15 protein-coding genes are annotated in these 21,093 nt (G+C 73.1%); 10 read left to right on the forward strand and 5 right to left on the reverse strand.

Annotated elements, in window-relative coordinates:
* The first annotated feature begins 243 nt into the window (after positions 1 to 243).
* Positions 244 to 1,113 carry a cellulose-binding protein gene (locus ACH4C6_RS26585; protein WP_398111099.1) on the forward strand — a complete coding sequence of 290 codons (870 nt, stop codon included), beginning with the start codon at positions 244 to 246 and terminating at the stop codon, positions 1,111 to 1,113.
* A 75-nt stretch (positions 1,114 to 1,188) separates the two neighbouring features.
* Here ACH4C6_RS26585 and ACH4C6_RS26590 read toward each other — a convergent pair whose 3' ends face one another.
* From ACH4C6_RS26590 to ACH4C6_RS26605, 4 genes are all read right to left on the reverse strand, one after another.
* A complete protein-coding gene (locus ACH4C6_RS26590; protein ID WP_398111100.1) occupies positions 1,189 to 2,802 on the reverse strand; it encodes a cation acetate symporter in 1,614 nt (537 codons plus the stop codon).
* Positions 2,799 to 3,233, reverse strand: a complete 435-nt coding sequence (locus ACH4C6_RS26595; RefSeq protein ID WP_398111101.1) for a DUF485 domain-containing protein — start codon at positions 3,231 to 3,233, stop codon at positions 2,799 to 2,801. Before ACH4C6_RS26595 ends, ACH4C6_RS26590 begins: the two co-directional genes overlap by 4 nt.
* 166 nt (positions 3,234 to 3,399) lie before the next feature.
* Positions 3,400 to 3,915 carry a GNAT family N-acetyltransferase gene (locus ACH4C6_RS26600; protein ID WP_398111103.1) on the reverse strand — a complete coding sequence of 172 codons (516 nt, stop codon included), beginning with the start codon at positions 3,913 to 3,915 and terminating at the stop codon, positions 3,400 to 3,402.
* Between the two features lie 20 nt (positions 3,916 to 3,935).
* Complete coding sequence (locus ACH4C6_RS26605) at positions 3,936 to 5,429, reverse strand: MFS transporter (RefSeq protein WP_398111104.1); 1,494 nt, start codon at positions 5,427 to 5,429, stop codon at positions 3,936 to 3,938.
* Positions 5,430 to 5,870: 441 nt separating this feature from the next.
* Between ACH4C6_RS26605 and ACH4C6_RS26610 the strand changes: the two genes are divergently transcribed.
* The 3 genes from ACH4C6_RS26610 (at position 5,871) to mfd (ending at position 13,074) form a co-directional block, all read left to right on the forward strand.
* Entirely contained in the window at positions 5,871 to 6,659 is a 789-nt protein-coding gene (locus ACH4C6_RS26610) for an ABC transporter ATP-binding protein (RefSeq protein WP_398111105.1), read from the forward strand.
* Complete coding sequence (locus ACH4C6_RS26615; RefSeq protein ID WP_398111106.1) at positions 6,656 to 9,235, forward strand: ABC transporter permease; 2,580 nt, start codon at positions 6,656 to 6,658, stop codon at positions 9,233 to 9,235. Before ACH4C6_RS26610 ends, ACH4C6_RS26615 begins: the two co-directional genes overlap by 4 nt.
* Before the next feature lie 290 nt (positions 9,236 to 9,525).
* Positions 9,526 to 13,074, forward strand: coding sequence for a transcription-repair coupling factor (mfd, locus tag ACH4C6_RS26620; RefSeq protein WP_398111107.1), 3,549 nt, complete (start codon positions 9,526 to 9,528; stop codon positions 13,072 to 13,074).
* A gap of 386 nt (positions 13,075 to 13,460) precedes the next feature.
* Here the strand turns inward: mfd and ACH4C6_RS26625 are convergent, their stop codons facing one another.
* Positions 13,461 to 14,063: a TetR/AcrR family transcriptional regulator gene (locus ACH4C6_RS26625; RefSeq protein ID WP_398111108.1), complete on the reverse strand. Its 603-nt coding sequence runs from the start codon at positions 14,061 to 14,063 to the stop codon at positions 13,461 to 13,463.
* Positions 14,064 to 14,207: 144 nt separating this feature from the next.
* On the opposite strand from ACH4C6_RS26625, the gene ACH4C6_RS26630 reads away from it, so the two are divergent.
* The 6 genes from ACH4C6_RS26630 to ACH4C6_RS26655 all read left to right on the forward strand — a co-directional run bounded on the left by ACH4C6_RS26630 (position 14,208) and on the right by ACH4C6_RS26655 (position 21,062).
* On the forward strand, positions 14,208 to 15,125 hold the full coding sequence (locus ACH4C6_RS26630) for a hypothetical protein (RefSeq protein WP_398111109.1): 918 nt from the start codon (positions 14,208 to 14,210) through the stop codon (positions 15,123 to 15,125).
* Positions 15,126 to 15,322: 197 nt separating this feature from the next.
* Positions 15,323 to 16,099 carry an HNH endonuclease family protein gene (locus ACH4C6_RS26635; protein WP_398111110.1) on the forward strand — a complete coding sequence of 259 codons (777 nt, stop codon included), beginning with the start codon at positions 15,323 to 15,325 and terminating at the stop codon, positions 16,097 to 16,099.
* 278 nt (positions 16,100 to 16,377) lie between these two features.
* Positions 16,378 to 16,983 carry a hypothetical protein gene (locus tag ACH4C6_RS26640; protein ID WP_398111111.1) on the forward strand — a complete coding sequence of 202 codons (606 nt, stop codon included), beginning with the start codon at positions 16,378 to 16,380 and terminating at the stop codon, positions 16,981 to 16,983.
* A 38-nt stretch (positions 16,984 to 17,021) separates the two neighbouring features.
* Complete coding sequence (locus ACH4C6_RS26645; RefSeq protein WP_398111149.1) at positions 17,022 to 18,518, forward strand: protein kinase; 1,497 nt, start codon at positions 17,022 to 17,024, stop codon at positions 18,516 to 18,518.
* Positions 18,519 to 18,660: 142 nt separating this feature from the next.
* Positions 18,661 to 19,308 (forward strand): SurA N-terminal domain-containing protein, encoded by a 648-nt coding sequence (locus ACH4C6_RS26650; protein WP_398111112.1) that lies wholly within the window; start codon positions 18,661 to 18,663, stop codon positions 19,306 to 19,308.
* Between the two features lie 734 nt (positions 19,309 to 20,042).
* Positions 20,043 to 21,062 (forward strand): nucleoside triphosphate pyrophosphohydrolase, encoded by a 1,020-nt coding sequence (locus ACH4C6_RS26655; RefSeq protein ID WP_398111113.1) that lies wholly within the window; start codon positions 20,043 to 20,045, stop codon positions 21,060 to 21,062.
* Positions 21,063 to 21,093 lie beyond the last annotated feature (31 nt).

Here is a 21,093-nt window from a genome sequence, read left to right on the forward strand (position 1 = left end):
GAGGCGCGAGAAGGGGAGCCGGGTCCGGTCGCGGGGTGCGACCGGACCCGGCTCTTTCGCGTGCGCGCCGGGGGCGGACCGTGCCCGGATGTCCTGCCGTCGGCGGTCCCGTGACCTCGACGCGGAGTGTCGCGTTATGCACCTTTCTTGCCCATCCATCAAGATGTGCGCGAAATAGGCATATTCCGCGTCGGGCGTCGTGTCCGTGTGGTGGAGAGGGGTCCCAGGATGAGGAGCGCACCGGTGTCACCGCACGGTTTCAGCGCCGTGCGGGGGCGCGGCTACCGTCCCGAGCAGGCCGACGCCTACGTCGAGGCCCTCTGCGCCGACCGTGACGCGTCGTGGGAGCGGGCCGCCCGGCTGACGGTGCTCGCCCGGCGGCTGGACGGGGAACTGGCCCGGCTGCGGCACGCCGCGGCGCGGCTGGTCCCGCAGTCCTACGAGTCGCTCGGCGAGCGGGCGCGGCGGCTCTTCGCCCTCGGGCAGGAGGAGGCCGCCGCCGTGCATGAGGGGGCGCGGCGCGAGGCGCGTCAACGGCTGGAGCGGGCGCGGGAGTCGGCGGCCGGCGTGCGGGGTGAGGCACAGGCGTACGCCGACGCGGTGCGCGCCGAGGCCGACGAGCGGGCCCGGCACCGGCTGCTCGCGGCCCGTGCGGAGGCCGACGAGATCATGGGCGCGGCGCGGCGGGAGGCGGAGGAGCAGCGCGGTGAGGCGCTGGCCGCGCTGCGGGAGATGCGGCAGCGCACCGCCGGGATGCTGGCCGAGCAGGACAAGGAACGCGCCGAGCGGTGGGCCGAGGTGGAGCGGGCGGAGGACGGCCGCGGAGCGGGGCCGGGCGTGGACGGCCCGGACGCGGTGGCGCGTGCCGAGAGCGCGCTGTCGGCGGCGAAGCGGGCCTTCGCCGAGGCGGAGGACGAGGCCCGGCTGCTGGAGGAGGAGGCGCGCGCGTGTGCCGCCGAGGCGGTGGAACGGGCCGGGGAGCGGGCCGGGGCCGTGGAGGAGGAGACGGAGCGGGTGCTGCGCGAGCACGCGGAACAGGGGGACGCCGTCCGCGCGCACATCGACCGCGTCCACGCCCGTCTGACGGCGTGGGCGGGCCAGACGGCCCAGTGACGGCGGGTCTCCGGCCGGCGGGGAGCCCTCGGGGATGCGGCACGGCAGTCCGTGGGGGCTGCCGTGCCGCACCGGTCAGTCGTCCTTGCGTCCCGCGCCCGCCAGGATCAGGCCCTCGACCGCTTCGTACCGGTGGCGCTGCTCCTCCGAGTTGCGGTGGCCGGAGGCCAGCGTGCCGAGCCAGCCGCAGGCGAAGCCCAGCGGGATGGAGAGCAGCCCCGTGGTGGTGAACGGGAACCAGTTGAAGTCGGCCTCGGGGAAGGCCGACACGGGTGAGCCGGAGACCAGGTTGGTGCCCGGCATCAGCAGCAGCACCGCCAGTGAGCCGCCGATGAGGGTGCTCAGCAGGCCCGTTCGCGTGAAGCGCCGCCAGAACAGGCTGTAGACCAGCGCGGGCGCGATGGCCGAGGCGCCCAGGCAGAACGACAGGGTCACCAGCGGCTGGAGGCTGCGGTGCTGGACCTGGGTGGCCAGGGCGATCGCGGGGATGCCCACGGCCAGGGCGGACAGCCGGGCCAGGGTCATCTCGCGGCGCGGCGACATCTCCTGCACGCGGGCCGCGAACACGTCGTGCGCCAGGGAGTTGGCGCAGGCCAGGATCATGCCGGCGACGGAGGCGAGCAGCGTCAGGAAGACGGCGGTGGTGACGGTCGTGAAGAGGAAGGTCTCCGCGGAGGACACCTCCGCGCCGAACGCGGCCTGCGCGCCGAGCAGGAACGCCGTGTTGCCCTGCGGGTCGACCTTCGCGATCACCGCCCGTCCGACCAGGGCGGTCGCGCCGAAGCCGATCACCGTGATGACGAGCACGAACAGCGCCACCCCGGACACCGCCCAGGACATCGAACGGCGTACCTGCCGTGCGCTGGAGGCGGTGTACATGCGCATGGTGACGTGCGGCAGGACACCGCCGCCCAGCACCACGGTGAGCTGCGCGGTGATCATGTCGAGGTCGGGGTGGGGGCCGCCGGCGAACTGCAGTCCGGAGGTGAGGAACGCCGAGCCCACGCCGCTGCCCGCGGCGGCGGCGCCGAACAGCGCCCCGGGGTCCCAGTCGAACCGGTTGAGGATCAGCACGGCGACGACCATGCCGGAGCCGAGCAGCATCACGATCTTCAGGATCTGGATGAGGGCGGTGCCCTTCATGCCGCCGATCGCCGCGTAGCTGATCATCAGGGCGCCGACGCCGATGATGCAGCCGGTCTGCAGTGTTTCGCCGGAGAAGCCGAGGATGAACGCCATCAGCTGCCCGGTGCCGGCGAGTTGGACCAGCATCAGCGGCAGCAGGGCCGCCAGGGTCACCGCGCAGGCCGCGATCCGCACAGCGCGTCCGGGCATCCGCCGGGTCAGCGCGTCGCCCATGGTGAACCGGCCCGCGTTGCGCAGCGGTTCGGCCAGCAGGAACATCAGCAGCATCAGCGACAGGGCCGTGCTGAGGGCCAGTACGGTCCCGTCGTAGCCGAACAGGGCGATGACGCCGCCGGTGCCGAGGACGGTCGCGGCGGAGATGTAGTCGCCGGCGATCGCCAGGCCGTTGCGCATGGGGGACAGGGAGCTGTAGCCGGTGTAGAACTCGTCGAGGTCGTCCCGGTCCGGGCCGGTCATCACGCACAGCAGCAGGGTGATCGTGGCGACGGCGGAGAAGCCGACCAGGGACATGGCCTGGGCGTTGCCGCTGAAGTCGGTGGTCACAGCGCCCCCTGCCGCTTGGCGTCGAGCGCGGTCTGCTTGCGGATCCGGTCCGCGATCGGGTCGACGCGACGCCGGGCGGTCCGCTCGTACAGGGCGATGGCCAGCCAGGTCACGGGCACCTGCACGAGTGCCAGGAGCAGGCCGGTGGGCAGGCCGTCGGTGACGGTGCCCGTCATGAACGACGGGGCGAACGCCGACAGGAGCAGGAACAGCACGAAGTAGCCCAGGGCGGTCAGTGTGGCCACGCGCCGCTGCCAGCGGTAGGCGCTGCGCAGGAGCCTCAGGTCGCTGTGCTGCCCGAGCGGGGCGTGGCGCCGGGTGCGCCGCCCGGCCGGCTCGGGCTCCTGCTGCGGCACCCAGGGGTAGGTGTCGTAGGAGGGGGAGGAGTCGGGCGGTGGGTACGGCGGGTAGGGAGGGGGATCGTAGGACATCCCGGGGCTCCTTGCGAGGGTCGGGTCCGCTGGACGGCAGGGAGGTGGGGGGCGGGCGGCCCCGCACGTTACTGCGGAGTACCGGGGCAGCGCGAGGGTTTGGACAAACTGATTGGTCGGTACGCGCTTGCCTTCGTGACCTCGGGTGTTACCCGCGTTGACCCGCTCAGCGGGGCGTCGGCGGCGCCACCGCGCCCAAGTCCCGCCGCTCGTAGCGGAGTCCGGGCCCGCCGTCGACCGGCGCGTTGCCCGCCGGCTGGAACCCGTTGCGCTCCAGGACGGTCCGGGAACCGGCGTTGTCCCACCTCGTCAGCGCCGTGAGGGTGCGGAGCCCGTATGCGGTGGCGGCCAGCCGGCACACCTGGGCGACCGCCGCTGTCGCCACCCCGCGGCCCGCCGCCCGCTCGCCCACGCGGTAGCCGAGTTCGGCGCCGCCGTCCGCCAGGTCCACCAGGTTCACGCGCCCGACGACGTCCCCCCGCTCCGCGAGGACGACGTGGAAGCGGCAGACGCCGGCGTGCTGCTCGGCGAGGAGCGCCCGGTGCCGTGCGGCGAAGCCCTCGGGGGTGAAGTAGGCGTCGCCGCGGTCCGGGACCGTGCGGGCGAAGTACGCCCGGTTCCCCCGCTCGAAGGCCAGCAGCGCGTCCGCGTGATCCGCCCGCAGCGGTTCCAGGGTCACCATGGCGGTGAGCGTAGGGAGGGTCAGTCCCCCAGCACCGGGAATTTCCGGGGCGCCAGGAGCAGCAGCACCAGGAACGCCAGCGCCGCGGCCCCCGCCGCGCCCAGGTAGACGGCGTGCACCGCGTCGGCGATGGCCCGCCGGGTCGCCTCGGGTGCCGTGCCCGAGTCCAGCGCCCGGGTCACCGAGTCGAGGTCGCCCGAGCCGCCGAGGCGGGCGGCCAGCACCCCGTTGGCCACCGCCCCGAAGACCGCCGCGCCGATCGTCTGGCCCGTCTGACGGCAGAACAGCACCGAGGCGGTCGTCGTGCCGCGCTCGGCCCAGCCCACCGTCGACTGCACCCCGACGATGAGCGGCAGCTGGAACAGGCCCAGGGCCGCCCCGAGCAGCAGCATCAGCACGGCGGGCTGCCACGCGTGCCCGGGGTAGGGCAGGAACGGGAACGCGAACAGGATCAGGGCGGCGGTGCCGATGCCCAGCATCGCGGTGTTGCGGAAACCGATCCGCCGGTACACGTGCTGGCTCAGCGCGGCCGACACCGGCCAGCTCAGCGTCCACACGGACAGCACGAACCCGGCCGCGACGGGCGCCAGGCCCAGCACCGACTGGGCGTAGGTGGGCAGGAACACCGTCGGTGCGACCATCAGCAGGCCCAGCGCGCCCAGGGCCAGGTTGACCGCGGCGATCGTCCGGCGCCGCCACACCCACCCCGGGATGATCGGATCCGCGGCCCGGCGCTCCACCAGCACCACGACGGCGGCCAGGGCGAGCCCCGCGCCGAACAGGCCGAGCGAGGGCGCCGACAGCCACGGCCAGGCCACCCCGCCCTGCACCAGGGCCGTCAGCAGCACGCCGCCGCAGGCGAACACCGCCAGCGCGCCCGCCCAGTCCACCCGCGCGCGGGCACCGGCCTCCCGCTCCGGCTCGTGCAGGTGACGCACGATCAGCCACAGCGCGACCGCGCCGACCGGCAGGTTGACCAGGAAGATCCACCGCCAGTCCGCGTACGCGGCGAGCACCCCGCCGAGGCCCGGGCCGGCGACCGCGGACACCGCCCACACCGTCGACAGCTTCGACTGGATCTTCGGACGGTCCCCCAGCGGGTACAGGTCGGCCGCCAGGGTCTGCACGGTCCCCTGGAGCGCGCCGCCGCCCAGGCCCTGCACGACGCGGAAGGCGATGAGCGCGCCCATGTTCCAGGCCAGCGCGCACAGCAGGGACCCCAGCAGGAACAGCACGGAGCCCGCCACGAGCACGGGCTTGCGGCCGAAGGTGTCGGAGAGCCTGCCGTAGACGGGCAGGGTGACGGTCACCGCCAGCAGGTAGCCGGAGAACAGCCAGGAGAAGACGGAGAACCCGCCGAGGTCCCCGACGATCTGCGGGACGGCGGTGGACACCACGGTCGCGTCGAGCGCCGCCAGCGCCATCGACAACATCAGGGCCGCCACCACGGCCGAGCGCCGCCGGTCCGCCACGGGCGCCGCCGTCTCACGCGCCGCGGAACTCGTGCTCCCCACCCCGGGTCCTCCCCCTCGGTTCTGCCTGCCCCTTGCACCTATCTGCCGCCGGACAGCTTCCCACTTGACCCTGACGTCGCGGGAGGGTGGAGGCTGGATGAGCCGACGGGGGGACCCGACCCTGAGACGGCCTCCACCCCACGGTGGGCTGCCCCTAGGGGTACCTCCGTACTACGACCTGGGGAGGGTTCGTACCGGCGGAGGACGAGAGGGGGAGGGGCTCGTCCTTAACCTGGCTTTACGCCGCCGGGGGGCGGTGGGCACACCGGCGGGGGTGGGGTTTTCCTCAGCAAAAGACTGCGCTGGACACCAGGGCGCAGGACCCCTCCCCGGCGCGAGACTTGGCACACGTTCGACGGACCGCCCGGTCCGGTACCGCACCAGCGGCCACCGGTCCGGCGACCGCCTTCACCAACTGCTGACCGATATAGGAGACATACCGTGACTTCGGCTGTGACCATTCCCAGGCACGGGGGTACTGGAGGGCGTACGGCCGTAGCCGCGCGGGCGCGGCAGGTCGTGAAGGCGTACGGCTCCGGTGAGACCCGGGTCGTCGCCCTCGACCACGTCGACGTGGACATCGCACGCGGCCAGTTCACCGCGATCATGGGCCCCTCGGGCTCCGGCAAGTCCACGCTCATGCACTGCCTCGCCGGGCTCGACACCGTCACCGGCGGGCAGATCTACCTCGACGAGACCGAGATCACCGGCCTGAAGGACAAGAAGCTGACGCAGCTGCGCCGGGACCGGATCGGGTTCATCTTCCAGGCGTTCAACCTGCTGCCGACGCTCAACGCCCTCGAGAACATCACGCTGCCCATGGACATCGCGGGCCGCAAGCCCGACAAGCAGTGGCTGACGCGGGTGGTGGAGACCGTCGGCCTGTCCGACCGGCTCAAGCACCGGCCCACCCAGCTCTCCGGCGGCCAGCAGCAGCGCGTCGCCGTGGCGCGGGCCCTCGCCGCCCGGCCCGAGATCATCTTCGGTGACGAGCCGACCGGCAACCTCGACTCGCGCGCCGGCGCCGAGGTCCTGGGCTTCCTGCGCCGCTCGGTCGACGAACTGGGCCAGACCATCGTCATGGTCACCCACGACCCGGTCGCCGCCAGCTACGCGGACCGGGTGCTGTACCTCGCCGACGGCCGCATCGTCGACGAGATGCTCAAGCCCACGGCCGAGGCCGTCCTGGACCGCATGAAGGACTTCGACGCCCGGGGGCGCACGTCATGACCGTCATGAAGACCTCGATGCGCAACTTCCTCGCGCACAAGGGGCGCATGGCCCTCTCGGCGATCGCCGTGCTGCTGTCCGTCGCCTTCGTCTGCGGCACGCTCGTCTTCACGGACACCATGTCCACCACGTTCGACAAGCTCTTCGCGGCCACCTCCTCCGACGTCACGGTCAGCGCCAAGGGCGCCTCCGACAGCGGCGAGACCACCGCCGACAACGGCAAGCCCCCGGTCATGCCGGCCTCCGTGCTCGGCGAGGTCCGCAGGGCCGAGGGCGTGAAGTCCGCCGAGGGCACCGTGTTCTCCACCTCGGTGACCGTCGTCGACGCCGACAAGGACAGCCTGTCGCCCACCAGCGGCGGCCCGACCATCGTCGGCAGCTGGAACGCCACCGACGCCCGCACCATGAAGATCACCTCCGGTGCGGCGCCCGAGGGCGGCGACCAGATCATGGTCGACGCCGACACCGCCGACAAGCACGGCCTGAAGCTCGGCGACGAGATCGGCGTGCTCACCGCCGTCGGCAACCACACCGCGAAGATCTCCGGCATCGCCGACTTCACCGTCACCAACCCCGGCGCCGCGATCTTCTACCTCGACACCAAGACCGCCCAGCAGGCCCTGGTCGGCGAGAGCGGCGTCTACACCAACGTCAACGTCACCGCGGCCGCCGGCGTCAGCGACGCGCAGCTGAAGAAGAACGTCACGGCCGAACTCGGCGGCGGCTACCAGGTCAAGACCGCCAAGGAGACCGCCGACGCCAACCAGAAGGACGTCGAGGGCTTCATGAACGTCATGAAGTACGCGATGCTCGGCTTCGCCGGGATCGCCTTCCTCGTCGGCATCTTCCTGATCATCAACACCTTCTCCATGCTGGTCGCCCAGCGCACCCGCGAGATCGGCCTGATGCGGGCCATCGGCTCCTCGCGCAAGCAGGTCAACCGCTCCGTGCTCGCCGAGGCGCTGCTGCTCGGCCTCGTCGGATCGCTGCTCGGCGTCGGCGCGGGCGTCGGCCTCGCCGTCGGCCTGATGAAGCTCATGGGCCAGATGGGCATGGAACTGTCCACGGACGACCTCACCGTGGCCTGGACGACCCCCGTGGTCGGACTCCTCCTCGGCGTGATCGTCACCGTGCTCGCCGCCTACCTGCCCGCCCGCCGCGCCGGCAAGATCTCCCCGATGGCCGCCCTGCGCGACGCGGGAGCCCCCGCCGACGCCAAGGCCGGCTGGATCCGCGGCATCGTCGGCACCGTCCTCACCGGTGCGGGCGCCTTCGGCCTCTACCTGGCCTCGGCCGCCGACAAGGCCACCGACGGCTCGCTGTGGCTCGGCCTCGGCGTGGTGCTGTCGCTCATCGGCTTCGTCGTCATCGGCCCGCTGCTCGCCGGCGCGGTGGTCCGCGTCCTCGGCGCGGTCCTGCTGCGGATGTTCGGCCCCGTCGGCCGCATGGCCGAGCGCAACGCCCTGCGCAACCCGCGCCGCACCGGCGCGACCGGCGCCGCCCTGATGATCGGCCTCGCCCTGGTGGCGTGCCTGTCCGTGGTCGGCTCCTCGATGGTGGCCTCCGCCACCGACCAGCTCGACAAGACCGTCGGCACGGACTTCATCATCCAGTCCGACAGCGGCCAGCTGATCAGCCCGCAGGCGGTGCGGGCCGTCAAGTCCTCCGCGGACCTGGAACGCGTCACCGAGTACAAGTGGACCGAGGCCGACTTCACCACCCCCGACGGCAAGACCCTGAAGGACACCGCGATCACGGCGGCCGACCCGTCCTACGCGACCGACCTGCGCACCGAGACGGTCGCCGGCAAGCTCACCGACGCCTACAAGCCCGACTCGATGTCGGTCCACGAGAAGTTCGCGAAGGACCACCGCATCACCCTCGGCTCCAAGGTGCGGGTGGCCTTCAAGGACGGCAAGACCGCCGATCTGACCGTCCGGGCGATCACCAGCAGCGACGTCGTGATCGACGCCGGCGCGATGTACACGTCCATTTCGACGATGGCCACGTACGTCCCGGCCGACAAGATGCCGCTGGACACCCTGCTGTTCGCCTCGGCGAAGGACGGCAGGCAGGACGCCGCCTACACGTCCCTGAAGGCCGCGCTGCACGACTACCCGCAGTACACCGTGCGCGACCAGACCGACTACAAGGAAGCCCTGAAGGACCAGATCGGCCAGCTGCTCAACATGATCTACGGCCTGCTGGCCCTGGCGATCATCGTCGCCGTCCTGGGCGTGGTGAACACCCTGGCCCTGTCGGTGGTGGAGCGCACCCGGGAGATCGGCCTCATGCGGGCGATCGGCCTCTCCCGCCGCCAGCTGCGCCGCATGATCCGCATGGAGTCGGTCGTCATCGCCCTCTTCGGCGCCCTGCTGGGCCTCGGACTGGGCATGGGCTGGGGCGCCACGGCCCAGCAGCTGCTGGAACTGGAGGGCCTGATGGTCCTCGACATCCCCTGGCCGACGATCCTCGGTGTCTTCGTCGGCTCGGCGTTCGTGGGCCTGTTCGCGGCACTGGTCCCGGCGTTCCGGGCGGGACGGATGAACGTGCTGAACGCCATCGCGACGGAGTAGCCATCCGGCACACCGTCATCCCGAGGAACCACCGCACACGGGGGTTGCGAACCACCGCACACGGGGGTTGCGGGGGCCCGGCGCCGGGCGGTCCAGAAGTGGACCGCCCGGCGCCGGGTGCTTTCCCCGGCCCGCGGGCCCCGGACGGCCACGCCGGGCATCCCGCACCCGGGGCGTCGTCCACAGGCCCCGGCGCCGAGCCGCGCAGCGACGTACGCTGGAGACCCCCGGCCCGCAGTGCGTGTCGGGCCCGTCGTGTTGCCCACCCCCCTGGACGGAAAAAGCCCCGAATGAGCCTGCACGGTCTGCTCGACGCCGTCGTCAAGGACGCCGCCCTCGCGGAAGCGATCAGGGCTGCCACCGACGGCAACCGCATGCACGTCGACCTGGTCGGCCCCCCTGCCGCCCGCCCCTTCACGGTCGCCGCCCTGGCCCGCGAGACGGGCCGCCCGGTCCTCGCGGTCACGGCGACCGGCCGCGAGGCGGAGGACCTGGCAGCCGCCCTGCGCTCCCTGCTGCCCCCCGAGGGCGTCGTGGAGTACCCGTCCTGGGAGACCCTCCCGCACGAACGGCTCAGCCCCCGCAGCGACACCGTCGGCCGCCGCCTGGCCGTGCTGCGCCGCCTGGCCCACCCGCGCCCGGACGACCCCGAGACCGGCCCGGTCTCCGTCGTCGTGGCGCCCGTCCGCTCCGTGCTCCAGCCGCAGGTCAAGGGCCTGGGCGACCTGGAGCCGGTGGCCCTGCAGACCGGGCGGAGCGCCGATCTGGGCGAGGTGGTGGAAGCCCTCGCGGCCGCCGCCTACGCGCGCGTGGAGCTGGTGGAGAAGCGCGGCGAGTTCGCCGTGCGCGGCGGCATCCTCGACGTGTTCCCGCCCACCGAGGAACACCCCCTGCGCGTCGAGTTCTGGGGCGACGACATCGAGGAGATCCGCTACTTCAAGGTCGCCGACCAGCGGTCCCTGGAGGTCGCCGAGCACGGTCTGTGGGCCCCGCCCTGCCGTGAGCTGCTGCTCACCGAGGACGTCCGCGCGCGGGCCCGGGCCCTGGCCGAACAGCACCCCGAGCTGGGCGAACTGCTCGGCAAGATCGCCGAGGGCATCGCGGTGGAGGGCATGGAGTCCCTCGCTCCGGTCCTCGTCGACGACATGGAGCTGCTGCTCGACGTGCTGCCCGAGGGCGCCATGGCCGTCGTCTGCGACCCGGAGCGGGTCCGTACGCGCGCCTCGGACCTCGTCGCCACCTCGCAGGAGTTCCTCCAGGCGTCCTGGGCGGCCACCGCGGGCGGCGGCGAGGCGCCCATCGACGTCGGCGCGGCGTCCCTGTGGTCCATCGCGGACGTCCGGGAGCGGGCGCGCGAGCTGGACATGATGTGGTGGTCGGTGTCGCCGTTCGCCGCCGACGAGACGTTCGCCGACGGGGCGGGCGACGGGGACACCCTCAAGCTCGGCATGCACGCCCCGGAGACCTACCGCGGCGACACCGCCAAGGCCCTCGCCGACACCAAGGGCTGGCTCGCCGACGGCTGGCGCGCGGTGTTCGTCACCGAGGGCCACGGCCCGGCCGCCCGCACGGTCGAGGTGCTCGGCGGCGAGGGCATCGCCGCCCGTCTGGAAGGGGACCTCGGCGAGATCTCCCCGTCGGTCGTGCACGTGGCGTGCGGGTCGATCGACCACGGCTTCGTCGACCCGGCCCTCGGACTCGCCGTCCTCACCGAGACCGACCTGACCGGGCAGAAGGCCTCCGGCCGCGAGGGCGCCCGGATGCCGGCCCGCCGCCGCAAGACCATCGACCCGCTCACCCTGGAGCCGGGCGACTACATCGTCCACGAGCAGCACGGCGTCGGCCGCTACATCGAGATGGTGCAGCGCACCGTGCAGGGCGCCACCCGCGAGTACCTGGTCGTGGAGTACGCCCCCGCCAAGCGCGGCCAGCCCGGCGACCGGCTGTACATCCCCACCGACCAGCTGGAGCAGATCACCAAGTACGTCGGCGGCGAGGCGCCCACCCTGCACCGCCTGGGCGGCGCCGACTGGACGAAGACGAAGGCCCGCGCGAAGAAGGCGGTCAAGGAGATCGCCGCCGACCTCATCAAGCTCTACAGCGCGCGCATGGCCGCCCCCGGGCACGCCTTCGGGCCGGACACCCCCTGGCAGCGCGAGCTGGAGGACGCCTTCCCCTACGCGGAGACGCCCGACCAGCTCACCACCATCGCCGAGGTCAAGGAGGACATGGAGAAGTCCATCCCCATGGACCGCCTGATCTGCGGCGACGTCGGCTACGGCAAGACCGAGATCGCGGTCCGGGCCGCCTTCAAGGCCGTCCAGGACGGCAAGCAGGTCGCCGTGCTGGTGCCCACGACGCTGCTGGTGCAGCAGCACTTCGGCACGTTCAGCGAGCGGTACGCGCAGTTCCCGGTGAACGTGAGGGCACTGTCCCGCTTCCAGACCGACACCGAGGCCAAGGCCGTCCTGGAGGGCCTGCGCGAGGGCTCGGTGGACATCGTCATCGGCACCCACCGGCTGTTCTCGTCCGAGACCAAGTTCAAGGACCTGGGCCTGGTCATCGTCGACGAGGAGCAGCGCTTCGGCGTCGAGCACAAGGAGCAGCTGAAGAAGCTCCGCGCGAACGTCGACGTGCTGACGATGTCCGCGACCCCGATCCCGAGGACGCTGGAGATGGCGGTCACCGGCATCCGCGAGATGTCGACGATCACCACCCCGCCGGAGGAGCGCCACCCGGTGCTCACCTTCGTCGGCCCCTACGAGGAACGGCAGATCGGCGCGGCCGTCCGCCGCGAGCTGCTGCGCGAGGGCCAGGTCTTCTACATCCACAACCGGGTCGAGTCCATCGACCGGGCCGCCGCCCGGCTGCGCGAGATCGTCCCCGAGGCGCGCATCGCGACGGCCCACGGCCAGATGTCGGAGCAGGCGCTGGAGCAGGTGGTCGTCGACTTCTGGGAGAAGAAGTTCGACGTCCTCGTCTCCACCACGATCGTCGAGTCCGGCATCGACATCTCCAACGCCAACACCCTGATCGTGGAGCGCGGCGACAACTTCGGCCTCAGCCAGCTCCACCAGCTGCGCGGCCGGGTGGGCCGGGGCCGCGAGCGCGGCTACGCCTACTTCCTCTACCCGCCGGAGAAGCCGCTGACCGAGACGGCCCACGAGCGGCTGGCGACCATCGCCCAGCACACGGAGATGGGCGCCGGCATGTACGTCGCCATGAAGGACCTGGAGATCCGCGGCGCGGGCAACCTCCTCGGCGGCGAACAGTCCGGCCACATCGCGGGCGTCGGCTTCGACCTGTACGTGCGGATGGTCGGCGAGGCCGTCGCGGACTACCGGCGCCAGCTGGAGAGCGGCGAGATCGAGGAGGAGCCGCCGCTCGAGGTCAAGATCGAACTGCCCGTCGACGCGCACGTCCCGCACGACTACGCCCCCGGCGAGCGCCTGCGCCTCCAGGCGTACCGCGCCATCGCCTCCGCCAACTCGGAGGAGGACATCAAGGCGGTCCGCGAGGAACTCGTCGACCGCTACGGCAAGCTGCCCGAGCCGGTGGAGAACCTGCTGCTCGTGGCCGGACTGCGCATGTTCGCGCGCGCGTGCGGCGTGGGCGAGATCGTGCTCCAGGGCACCAACGTGCGTTTCGCGCCGGTGGAGCTGCGCGAGTCGCAGGAGCTGCGGCTCAAGCGGCTCTACCCCGGATCCGTCATCAAGCCGGCGGCCCACCAGGTCCTGGTACCGCGGCCGAAGACGGCCAAGGTGGGGGGCAAGCCGTTGCTGGGGCGCGAACTCCTGGCGTGGGTGGGTGAGTTCCTGACGTCGGTCCTGGGGTCCTGAGGGGGCGGGTGCCCTGGGGGTTCCTGACGCCGGTGGTGGCCCGTGGAGTTGCGGGCCGCCGCCGCGCGGGGCGGTGGGGCGGGGGCCTGGCCGGTGGGTGCCGTGCCGTACCGTGGCCCGGGGCCTTCTCGCGGGTTCCCTGGCTCGCCGTGGGTTTCCTGGCTCGTGGGTTCCGTGGCCCGGGGCCTTCTCGCCGTGGGTTTCCTGGCCCGTGGACCCTCTCGCCCTTGGGCGTCCCCGGCCTGTGGCAGCTACGGCCTGTGGGCCTTCTTGCCGTGGGCACCTGTGGCCCATGCGCACCTGTGGCCCGTGGACGACCTGGCCCGTGGGCATCCTGGCGAGACCGCAACGATGTGACAGCCGCCGCCGGGATCGCCGTCCGATCCTCAGTCCGCGTCGCGGAACAGCATCACCGCCAGTTCCCGGAACACCTCCTCCGGATCCCGGTCGCCCACGGGGCCGTCCAGGTTGTGGCCGAGCAGCAGCGTCGCGAAACCGTGGGCCAGGGACCAGGCGGCGACCCCGGCGAGCCGGGCGTCGCCACCGCGGCTGTGCGGCGGCACGGCCGTGACGGCCACGCGCAGGGCGTCACCGGCCAGGGCACGCGCGGTGGTCAGCTCCAGATCCCCGGCCCGCAGCAGCCCGGGCGCGAACATCACCTGGAAGTGCGCCGGATGCTCACGCGCGAACCGTACGTACCGCACGCCCGCCTCCTTCAGGTCCGCCGCCTCCCGGAGCGCGTCGGCGAGCAGCCCGAACCCCTCGGCGGCGATCGCGGTCAGCAGCCCGGCGCGGTCCTTGAAGTGGTGGGCGGGGGCGGCGTGCGAGACGCCGGCGCGACGGGCGAGGTCGCGCAGGCTCAGCGCGTCCGGGCCGTCGGCTGCGATGACGTCGAGGGCGGCGCCGAGGATGGCCCGGCGCAGATCGCCGTGGTGATACGGGCGACCGGCCGCGCCCCTGCCGTCCGCTGCTGTCTTGCTGGTGCTCATGGGCAGGAGCCTACGCCGAATCTAGTCATTGACAAGTTCGCGGGGCCTCGGGCAATCTTGTCAGTGTCAAGTTGTGCGGGTCGTGCGGCGCCGACGGCGGCGTGCGGTCCCGCGCCTCGGGCAGGACGTGACGGGAGGCAGGCCATGTCGGAACATATCGAGGCGATCGGTGGAACCGGTGCGGACGTGCGGGAGGACGGCGTGGAGCCGGCCCGCGTGCGTCGGATGTGGCACCTGCTGGAGCCGCTGCACGCGGTGCTGTACTACGCGCCGGAAGCCTTCAAGGGGGCCGCCGCCCTCGGGTTCGCCACGCAGGAGCGCTGGCCGAGCTACTTCCCCTACCGGGCGGCTCCGCTGGGCCAGGCCGGCCCCGAGCAGGTGGCCTCCGCCTTCTACAGCTTCAGTCCGCGCATGGTCGCCGAGTACATGGAACCGGCGTGGCGGACGGCGAGCCCGGCCGCGGTGCTCGACGCCAGAGTGCGAGCGGTCGACCGTGCCTACCGCGCAATTCTCGGCGACCGCCTGGACGGCCCCGAGCTCGCGGAGGCGGCGGCCCTCGCCCGGCAGGCGGCACAGTCCGTGCAGACCGCCGGCCGCCCGCTCGCCGCGGCCAACGCCGCACTCGACTGGCCCGAGCCCCCGCACCTTCAGCTGTGGCACGCGGCGACGATCCTGCGCGAGCACCGCGGCGACGGCCACCTCGCGGCCCTGCTGCTGGCCGGACTGGACCCGGTGGAGTCGCTCGTCTCGTTCGCCGCCATAGGCGCAGCGTCGGTGGAGCGCTTCGAGAGCCGCGGCTGGAGCCCCGCACAATGGGCGGACGCGCGGGACCGCCTGACGGCGAGAGGACTGGTCGACGCGCACGGCACGGCCACCGACGCCGGCCGGGAGCTGCGCCGCCGGGTGGAGGAGCAGACCGACCAACTCGCCGCCGGGCCCTGGCAGTCACTGGGCGCGCAGCGGACCGATCGCCTCGCCGACCTGCTGGGCGACTTCTGGGTCGCGGTGCTGTCGTCCGGCCTGCTGCCCGCGGAGACCACCCTGGGCATAGGCAAGGTCTGACCGGGGCGCCGCCCGCCGGAGCTTGCCGGAACAGCGGCGACACACACGACCGGCGACACACCCGACAGGCGCGGTGTGCCGCCTGAGGCCCTGCGACCCTGAGGCCCCCTGTGGTCCGCACCTTCCCCTCGCTACCGTTGACCAGGCACGGGCCGCCCGTGCGACGGCGGAACAGGCAAAGCAGGGAGGGGCGCACGGTGAGGCGTCTGAGGGGTGGGGCGGCACTGGCTGTCGCGATGATGGTCACCGGCGCGGCGCTGGCCGGCTGTGAAGGGCTCCCCGCACCGGAGGAGGGAAGCGGAGCTTCGGGCTCGGGGGCAGCGGCCGCCGGGAACGGCCGGGCGGTGAACCCGCTGGACAACCCGGACGGCACCGAACCGGGCCTCGCGCCCGTCACGTCCTCCGCGGACAAGGAGGAGGCGCGCACCCTGATCGACAAGGTGCGGACCAAGGGTCGCGGCCCGCGCACCGGTTACGAGCGGGACAAGTTCGGCTACGCCTGGATGGACTCGGCACCGCGCGAGGTCCCCTTCTCGCACAACGGCTGCGACTCCCGCAACGACCTCCTCAAGCGGGACGGCGACAAGCTCCGCTTCCGGTCCGGCTCGGACTGCATCGTCGTCTCGCTGACCCTGCACGACCCGTACACCGGCAAGGTCATCGAGTGGAAGAAGTCCCGGGCCACCGAAGTACAGATCGACCACGTCATGCCGCTGTCGTACGACTGGCAGATGGGCGCCTCGCGCTGGTCGAAGGACAAGCGGGAGGCGATCGCCAACGACCCGCTCAACCTGATCCCGGTGGACGGTCCCACCAACAGCTCCAAGGGGGACTCCGGCCCGGCGTCCTGGCTGCCGCCGGACAAGCGGATCCGCTGCGCCTACGCGGTGCGCTTCGCCCAGGTGTCCCTGAAGTACGACCTGCCCGTGACGGAACCGGACAAGGAGATGATGCTGAAGCAGTGCGGCGGATAGGGCTCAAGTCCCGTGGGGGACGGGCGACATGGGGTGGTTCTCCCGACACGGACGCGGGCACTCCGGGGCCCGGCGCCGCCAACAGCGGCCTCGGGCGGGCCCGGAGGCTTCCCACCCGCCCCGGCCCGCGCTCCTGACACGCGATGTGATCAGCACGACAACGGTTCGGTACAACCCGTGACCGGTGGTCCGTGTCGGGCTATACGCTCGGATCCCCCACCGTGCTCTGTCACTCGCACGTACCCGTCCCATTCGGCCACACCGGACCAGGAGCAGTCATGTACGGCCACGGCGCGGCGCCGCCTCCCCGCAGCGCGGCAACGGTCATCTCCCTGCGCGTGCTGATCGCCGCAGCCGGGGTCCTCACGTGCGGCGTGCTGGCCTGCGTCCCGCTGTTCCGGGCCGCCGTCCTGCGCGGCAAGGTGTACGACTGGATCGCGGCCTGGGTGAGCCTGCCCCTGGCCGTCACCTGCTTCGTGGTGATCGGCTCGCTCCCCGAGGGCGACTACCGCACCGACATAGCGCTCGCCGTGATCATGCTGCTCGGTCTGGGGTCCGCGATCTACTTCCTGGTCGTGGACATCGGCCACCACAACGCGCAGCGCCGGTTCGCCGGCTACCCGCCGTCGCAGGGGCCGACCGTCATCTCCGGGCAGACCCCGTACGGCTATCCGCACCAGGCGACGCCCTACAACCCGGCCGCCACGCCCGTCCCGCAGCCGCAGACCCAGCCGCCGCAGCACCCCGTGCCACCGGTCCCGCAGCGGCCGGCGCCCGCCCGCATCGACCAGGTGCGCGCCGAACTCGACGAACTGAGCGACTACCTGCGCCGGCAGGAGGGCCGCCCGGACGGCACCCCCGGTGAGCCCGAGGGCAGCAGGTGAGTGCCGAGGCCGGACGCGTCGTCGCCGGCCGTTACGAACTGTCCGCCGTCCTCGGCCAGGGCGGCATGGGCCAGGTCTGGACGGCCTACGACCAGCGGCTGGACCGGCGCGTCGCCGTGAAGCTGCTGCGGCCCGACAAGGTGGCGGGCCAGGAGGCGGAGGAGTTGCGCCGCCGCTTCGTGCGGGAGTGCCGGGTGACCGCCCAGGTCGACCACCCCGGCCTGGTCACCGTGCACGACGCGGGCAGCGAGGGCGAGGAGCTGTTCCTCGTCATGCAGTACATCGACGGCGTCGACCTGGCCGGTCACCTCGCCGGGCGCACCCCCTACCCGTGGCCGTGGGCGGTCGCGGTGACGGCGCAGCTGTGCGCCGTGCTGAGCGCCGTGCACGCGGTGCCGATCGTCCACCGGGACCTGAAGCCGCGCAACGTGATGGTGAAGCAGGACGGCACGGTCACCGTCCTCGACCTCGGCGTCGCCTCCGTCATGGAGACGGACACCACCCGCCTCACCCACACGGGAACGCCCATCGGCTCGCCCGCCTACATGGCCCCCGAGCAGGCCATGGGCGGCGCGGTCGGCCCCTACACCGACCTGTACGCGCTGGGCGTGGTGCTGCACGAACTGCTCAGCGGGGACGTCCCGTTCTCCGGCTCCACGGCACTCGGCGTCCTCCACCGGCACCTGTACGAACCGCCGGTCCCGGTGCGCCGGCTGCGCCCCGAGGTGCCCGAGGCGCTGGAGACCCTGGTGCTGCGCCTGCTGGCCAAGGACCCGCAGCACCGGCCCGCCTCCGCCCAGGAGGTGTACGAGCGCCTGGAGCCGCTCCTGCCCGCCCGCGGCACACCCACGGGAGCGCCCCTCGACCCCACCCGCCCCTTCCTGCGCCCGCACGCCCCCTGGCCGGACCGGGCCCGCACGCCCGCCCCCCAGCCCGCCCCGGCCACCCCCGTCCCCGAGTCGCCGGGCAACACGGACATCGCCCGGGCCGTCGACGAGGTCAAGCGCCTGCTCGGCGAAGGCCGCATCACCCAGGCCGTCGACATCCTCGGCGCGATCCTGCCCGTCGCGGCCGGCCGGCACGGCGAACACTCCCCGGTCGTGCGGACCCTGCGCAGGCAGTACGCGGCCACCCTGCTGGACGACGGCCAGTACCGGCGCGCCCTGCCCGAGCTGCGCCGCCTCGCCGACGAACGCGCCGCCGAGGCCGGCCAGGCGGACCCCCAGTGCCTGCGCTTCCGCTACGAGGCGGCCCAGTGCCTGGAACAGCTCGGCGAACCGGCCGCGGCCCTCGCCGAGTACCGGGCGCTGCTGCCGTACTACGAGAACCAGTACGTCGCGGCGGGCGGCCCGGAGCTGGCCCACGACGTGCGCCGCCGCATCGGGCACCTGCTGCTGGCCCTCGGCGACCGCGGCGCCGCCCACGACACCCTGGCCCGGCTGCTGCACGACGTCGAACGCACTCACGGACACGGTCACCCGCTGGGGGTGGAGATCCGCCGCACGCTGCAGTGGCTCGGGCAGGTGCGGGGCTGAGGCCCGGTCCGGGGGCGGCGCGGCGGTGCCGGAAGTCCCGGTGAATCGTTGGTCGAATGGGTTGGCCAGAGCTTGCCCACTGCCTACCATCGATCACCGCAAGACCTTGTGCACCGCCGCACAATCTCCTCGGGAGGTCTCCTTGCACCGCCGCCGTCGCACCGCGCTCGTCCTCACCGCCGCGATCGCCGCCGCGGCGCCTCTCCTCACCGCCTGCGGGAACGACGCGCATCCCGGCGCCGCCGCCGTGGTGGGTGGCCAGCGGATCACCGTCTCCCAGCTGGAGGAGCGGGTCGGCGAGGTCCGGCAGGCCCAGCGGGCGGCCGTGCGGGACGAGGCGCAGTACCGGCAGGCCATCGCCCGGACGGGCACCCTCACGCGGGACACGCTGCAGACCATGGTGCTCGACCGGGTGCTGCACCGCGCCGCGCAGGACGCCGACGTGACCGTCACCCGCAAGGAGATCCAGAGGATGCGCTCGGGCCTGGAGAAGCAGGCCGGCGGTGCGAAGGCGCTGGAGACGACCTGGCTCCAGCAGTACGGCATCCCGCCGCAGCGCCTGGAGGAGAACCTCCGCCTGCAGCTGGAGGCCCAGAAGCTCGCCGAGAAGCTCGGCACCGACACCAGCCGCCCCGAGTTCTGGAAGGCCCTCTCGGACGCCTCCAAGGACCTCGACGTCAACCTCAACCCGCGCTACGGCACGTGGGACGTCCGCAAGAGCAGCCGCGCCGACGCCAAGACCCCGTGGGTCCGCGACGTGACGGCGACGCAGGCGCAGCAGTCCATGTAGCACGCCGGACGACGGACCGGGCCCGGGCCACCTCCGGGCCCCCGGGTCCCGGGCCGGCCGACCGGCGCCCGATCCCCCCTCCACGAGCGACCGCCGAGCGCCCGGTCGGGCCCGGCGCGGGCACAGCCGAGTGCCCGACTTGGCCCGTGCGGGCAGTGCCGAGTGCCCGGTCGTACGTGGTGCGGGCACTGCCGAGTGCCTGGTTGCACCCTGTACGGGCACCGCCGACTGCCCGGTCGAACCCCTGGCGGGCCGCGACAAGAGCCCGGGCGAACTTCGTGCGAGTGCAGACAAGCGCCCGCCCGGTCACGTCCTCCGGGCACCGCCGAGTGCCCGGCCGGACCCCGTGTGGGTCCTGGCAAGCGCCCGCCTGGGCACCCCCTTCGGACACCCCGAGTGCCCGGTCGGAATCCGTGCGGGCACTGCCTAGCGCCCGCCCGGTCACCCGATGCGGGCACCGCCGACTGCCCGACCGAACCCCCGGCGGGCACCACCGAGCGCCCGCCCCGTCACCCCCCGGCGGCACTGACAAGCACCCGCGCCCGGCGCCCCCCGCGGACCCTCACGAGCGCCCGGCCTGCCCCCTGCGAGATCTCCGCACGCCCGCCCGGCCCGCCCCTGCGAAATCTTCCGCACGCCCCGCTCATCGCGCCCTGTGGACAACTTCCGAGCGCCCGCCCCCACCCCCTGTGGACAACTCCGGCACCGTCGGCCACGTGGGATAACTTCGAAACGTGAACCCCAACGCCAACGCCAACCGCTCCGAAGCCACCCCGGGCCCCCCGCAGACCGCCCCGGGTGCGGCCGCCGACCCGGGCCGCGCCGTCCTGCTCACGACCAGCCACCGCGTCGCCCCCGGCCTGCTCTCCTGGCCCGCCTGGCAGGCCCTGCACGCGGCCGACCGGGTGCTGTGCGCGGACGGGGCCCACCCGCAGCTGCCCTATCTGCGCGAGGCCGGCGTCGTCGTCGAGGTGGCGTCGCCCACCGCGCAGGACCTCGTCGACGCCTGCGCCGGCGGCCGCACCGTCGTCGTCGTGGCGACGGGCGAGGGCGAGCCGGCCCTGACCGACGGACTGGCCCGTCTCGCCGGCTCCGGCCGCCTCGCCATGCCGGAGCTGGAGCTGCTCCCGGCCTCCTACGACCTGCCCGGCGCCCGCCTCCTCGACCTCGTCCAGGTCATGGACCGCATCCGCGCCGAATGCCCCTGGTCGTCCCGGCAGACCCACAAGGGCCTCGCCAAGTACGGCATCGAGGAGGCGTACGAACTGGTCGAGGCGATCGAGGAGGGCGACCGCGACGAACTGCGCGAGGAGCTCGGTGACGTCCTCCTCCAGGTCGTCTTCCACGCCCGCATCGCCGAGGAGGACACCGAGGCGCCCTTCTCCATCGACGACGTGGCCGGCGGCATCGTCGCCAAGCTCGTCCACCGCCACCCGCACGTGTTCGGCGACGCGACGGCCACCACCCCCGAGGAGGTCAAGGCCCACTGGCTGCGCACCAAGGCGATCGAGAAGCAGCGCACCTCCGTCACCGACGGCGTCCCCCTCGGCCAGCCGGGACTGGCCCTGGCCGCCAAGCTCGCCTCCCGGGCCCGTACGGCCGGGCTCGACATACCCCTGCCCCCGGTCGAGGGCATCGGCTACGAGCTGCTGGCCCTGGCGGTCCGCGCCGAGGCCGACGGCGTCGACCCGGAGGCGGCGCTCAGAGCCGCGGCCCGCGCCTACCGGGACGCGATCCTGCGGGCCGAGGGCTGAGCGGACCCGGGCCGGGCGGGGCCGGCGGGCC

It is taken from the genome of Streptomyces sp. NPDC017943 (genome assembly GCF_044328425.1).
Classification (GTDB): Bacteria; Actinomycetota; Actinomycetes; order Streptomycetales; family Streptomycetaceae; genus Streptomyces; species Streptomyces djakartensis_A.

Bases quoted from the DNA above. Each gene is read 5' to 3' on its own strand.
- ACH4C6_RS26595 (WP_398111101.1), bottom strand. From the start codon at position 3,233: ATGTCCTACGATCCCCCTCCCTACCCGCCGTACCCACCGCCCGACTCC.
- ACH4C6_RS26600 (WP_398111103.1), bottom strand. From the start codon at position 3,915: ATGGTGACCCTGGAACCGCTGCGGGCGGATCACGCGGACGCGCTGCTG.
- ACH4C6_RS26615 (WP_398111106.1), top strand. From the start codon at position 6,656: ATGACCGTCATGAAGACCTCGATGCGCAACTTCCTCGCGCACAAGGGG.
- mfd (WP_398111107.1), top strand. From the start codon at position 9,526: ATGAGCCTGCACGGTCTGCTCGACGCCGTCGTCAAGGACGCCGCCCTC.
- ACH4C6_RS26625 (WP_398111108.1), bottom strand. From the start codon at position 14,063: ATGAGCACCAGCAAGACAGCAGCGGACGGCAGGGGCGCGGCCGGTCGC.
- ACH4C6_RS26630 (WP_398111109.1), top strand. From the start codon at position 14,208: ATGTCGGAACATATCGAGGCGATCGGTGGAACCGGTGCGGACGTGCGG.
- ACH4C6_RS26640 (WP_398111111.1), top strand. From the start codon at position 16,378: ATGTACGGCCACGGCGCGGCGCCGCCTCCCCGCAGCGCGGCAACGGTC.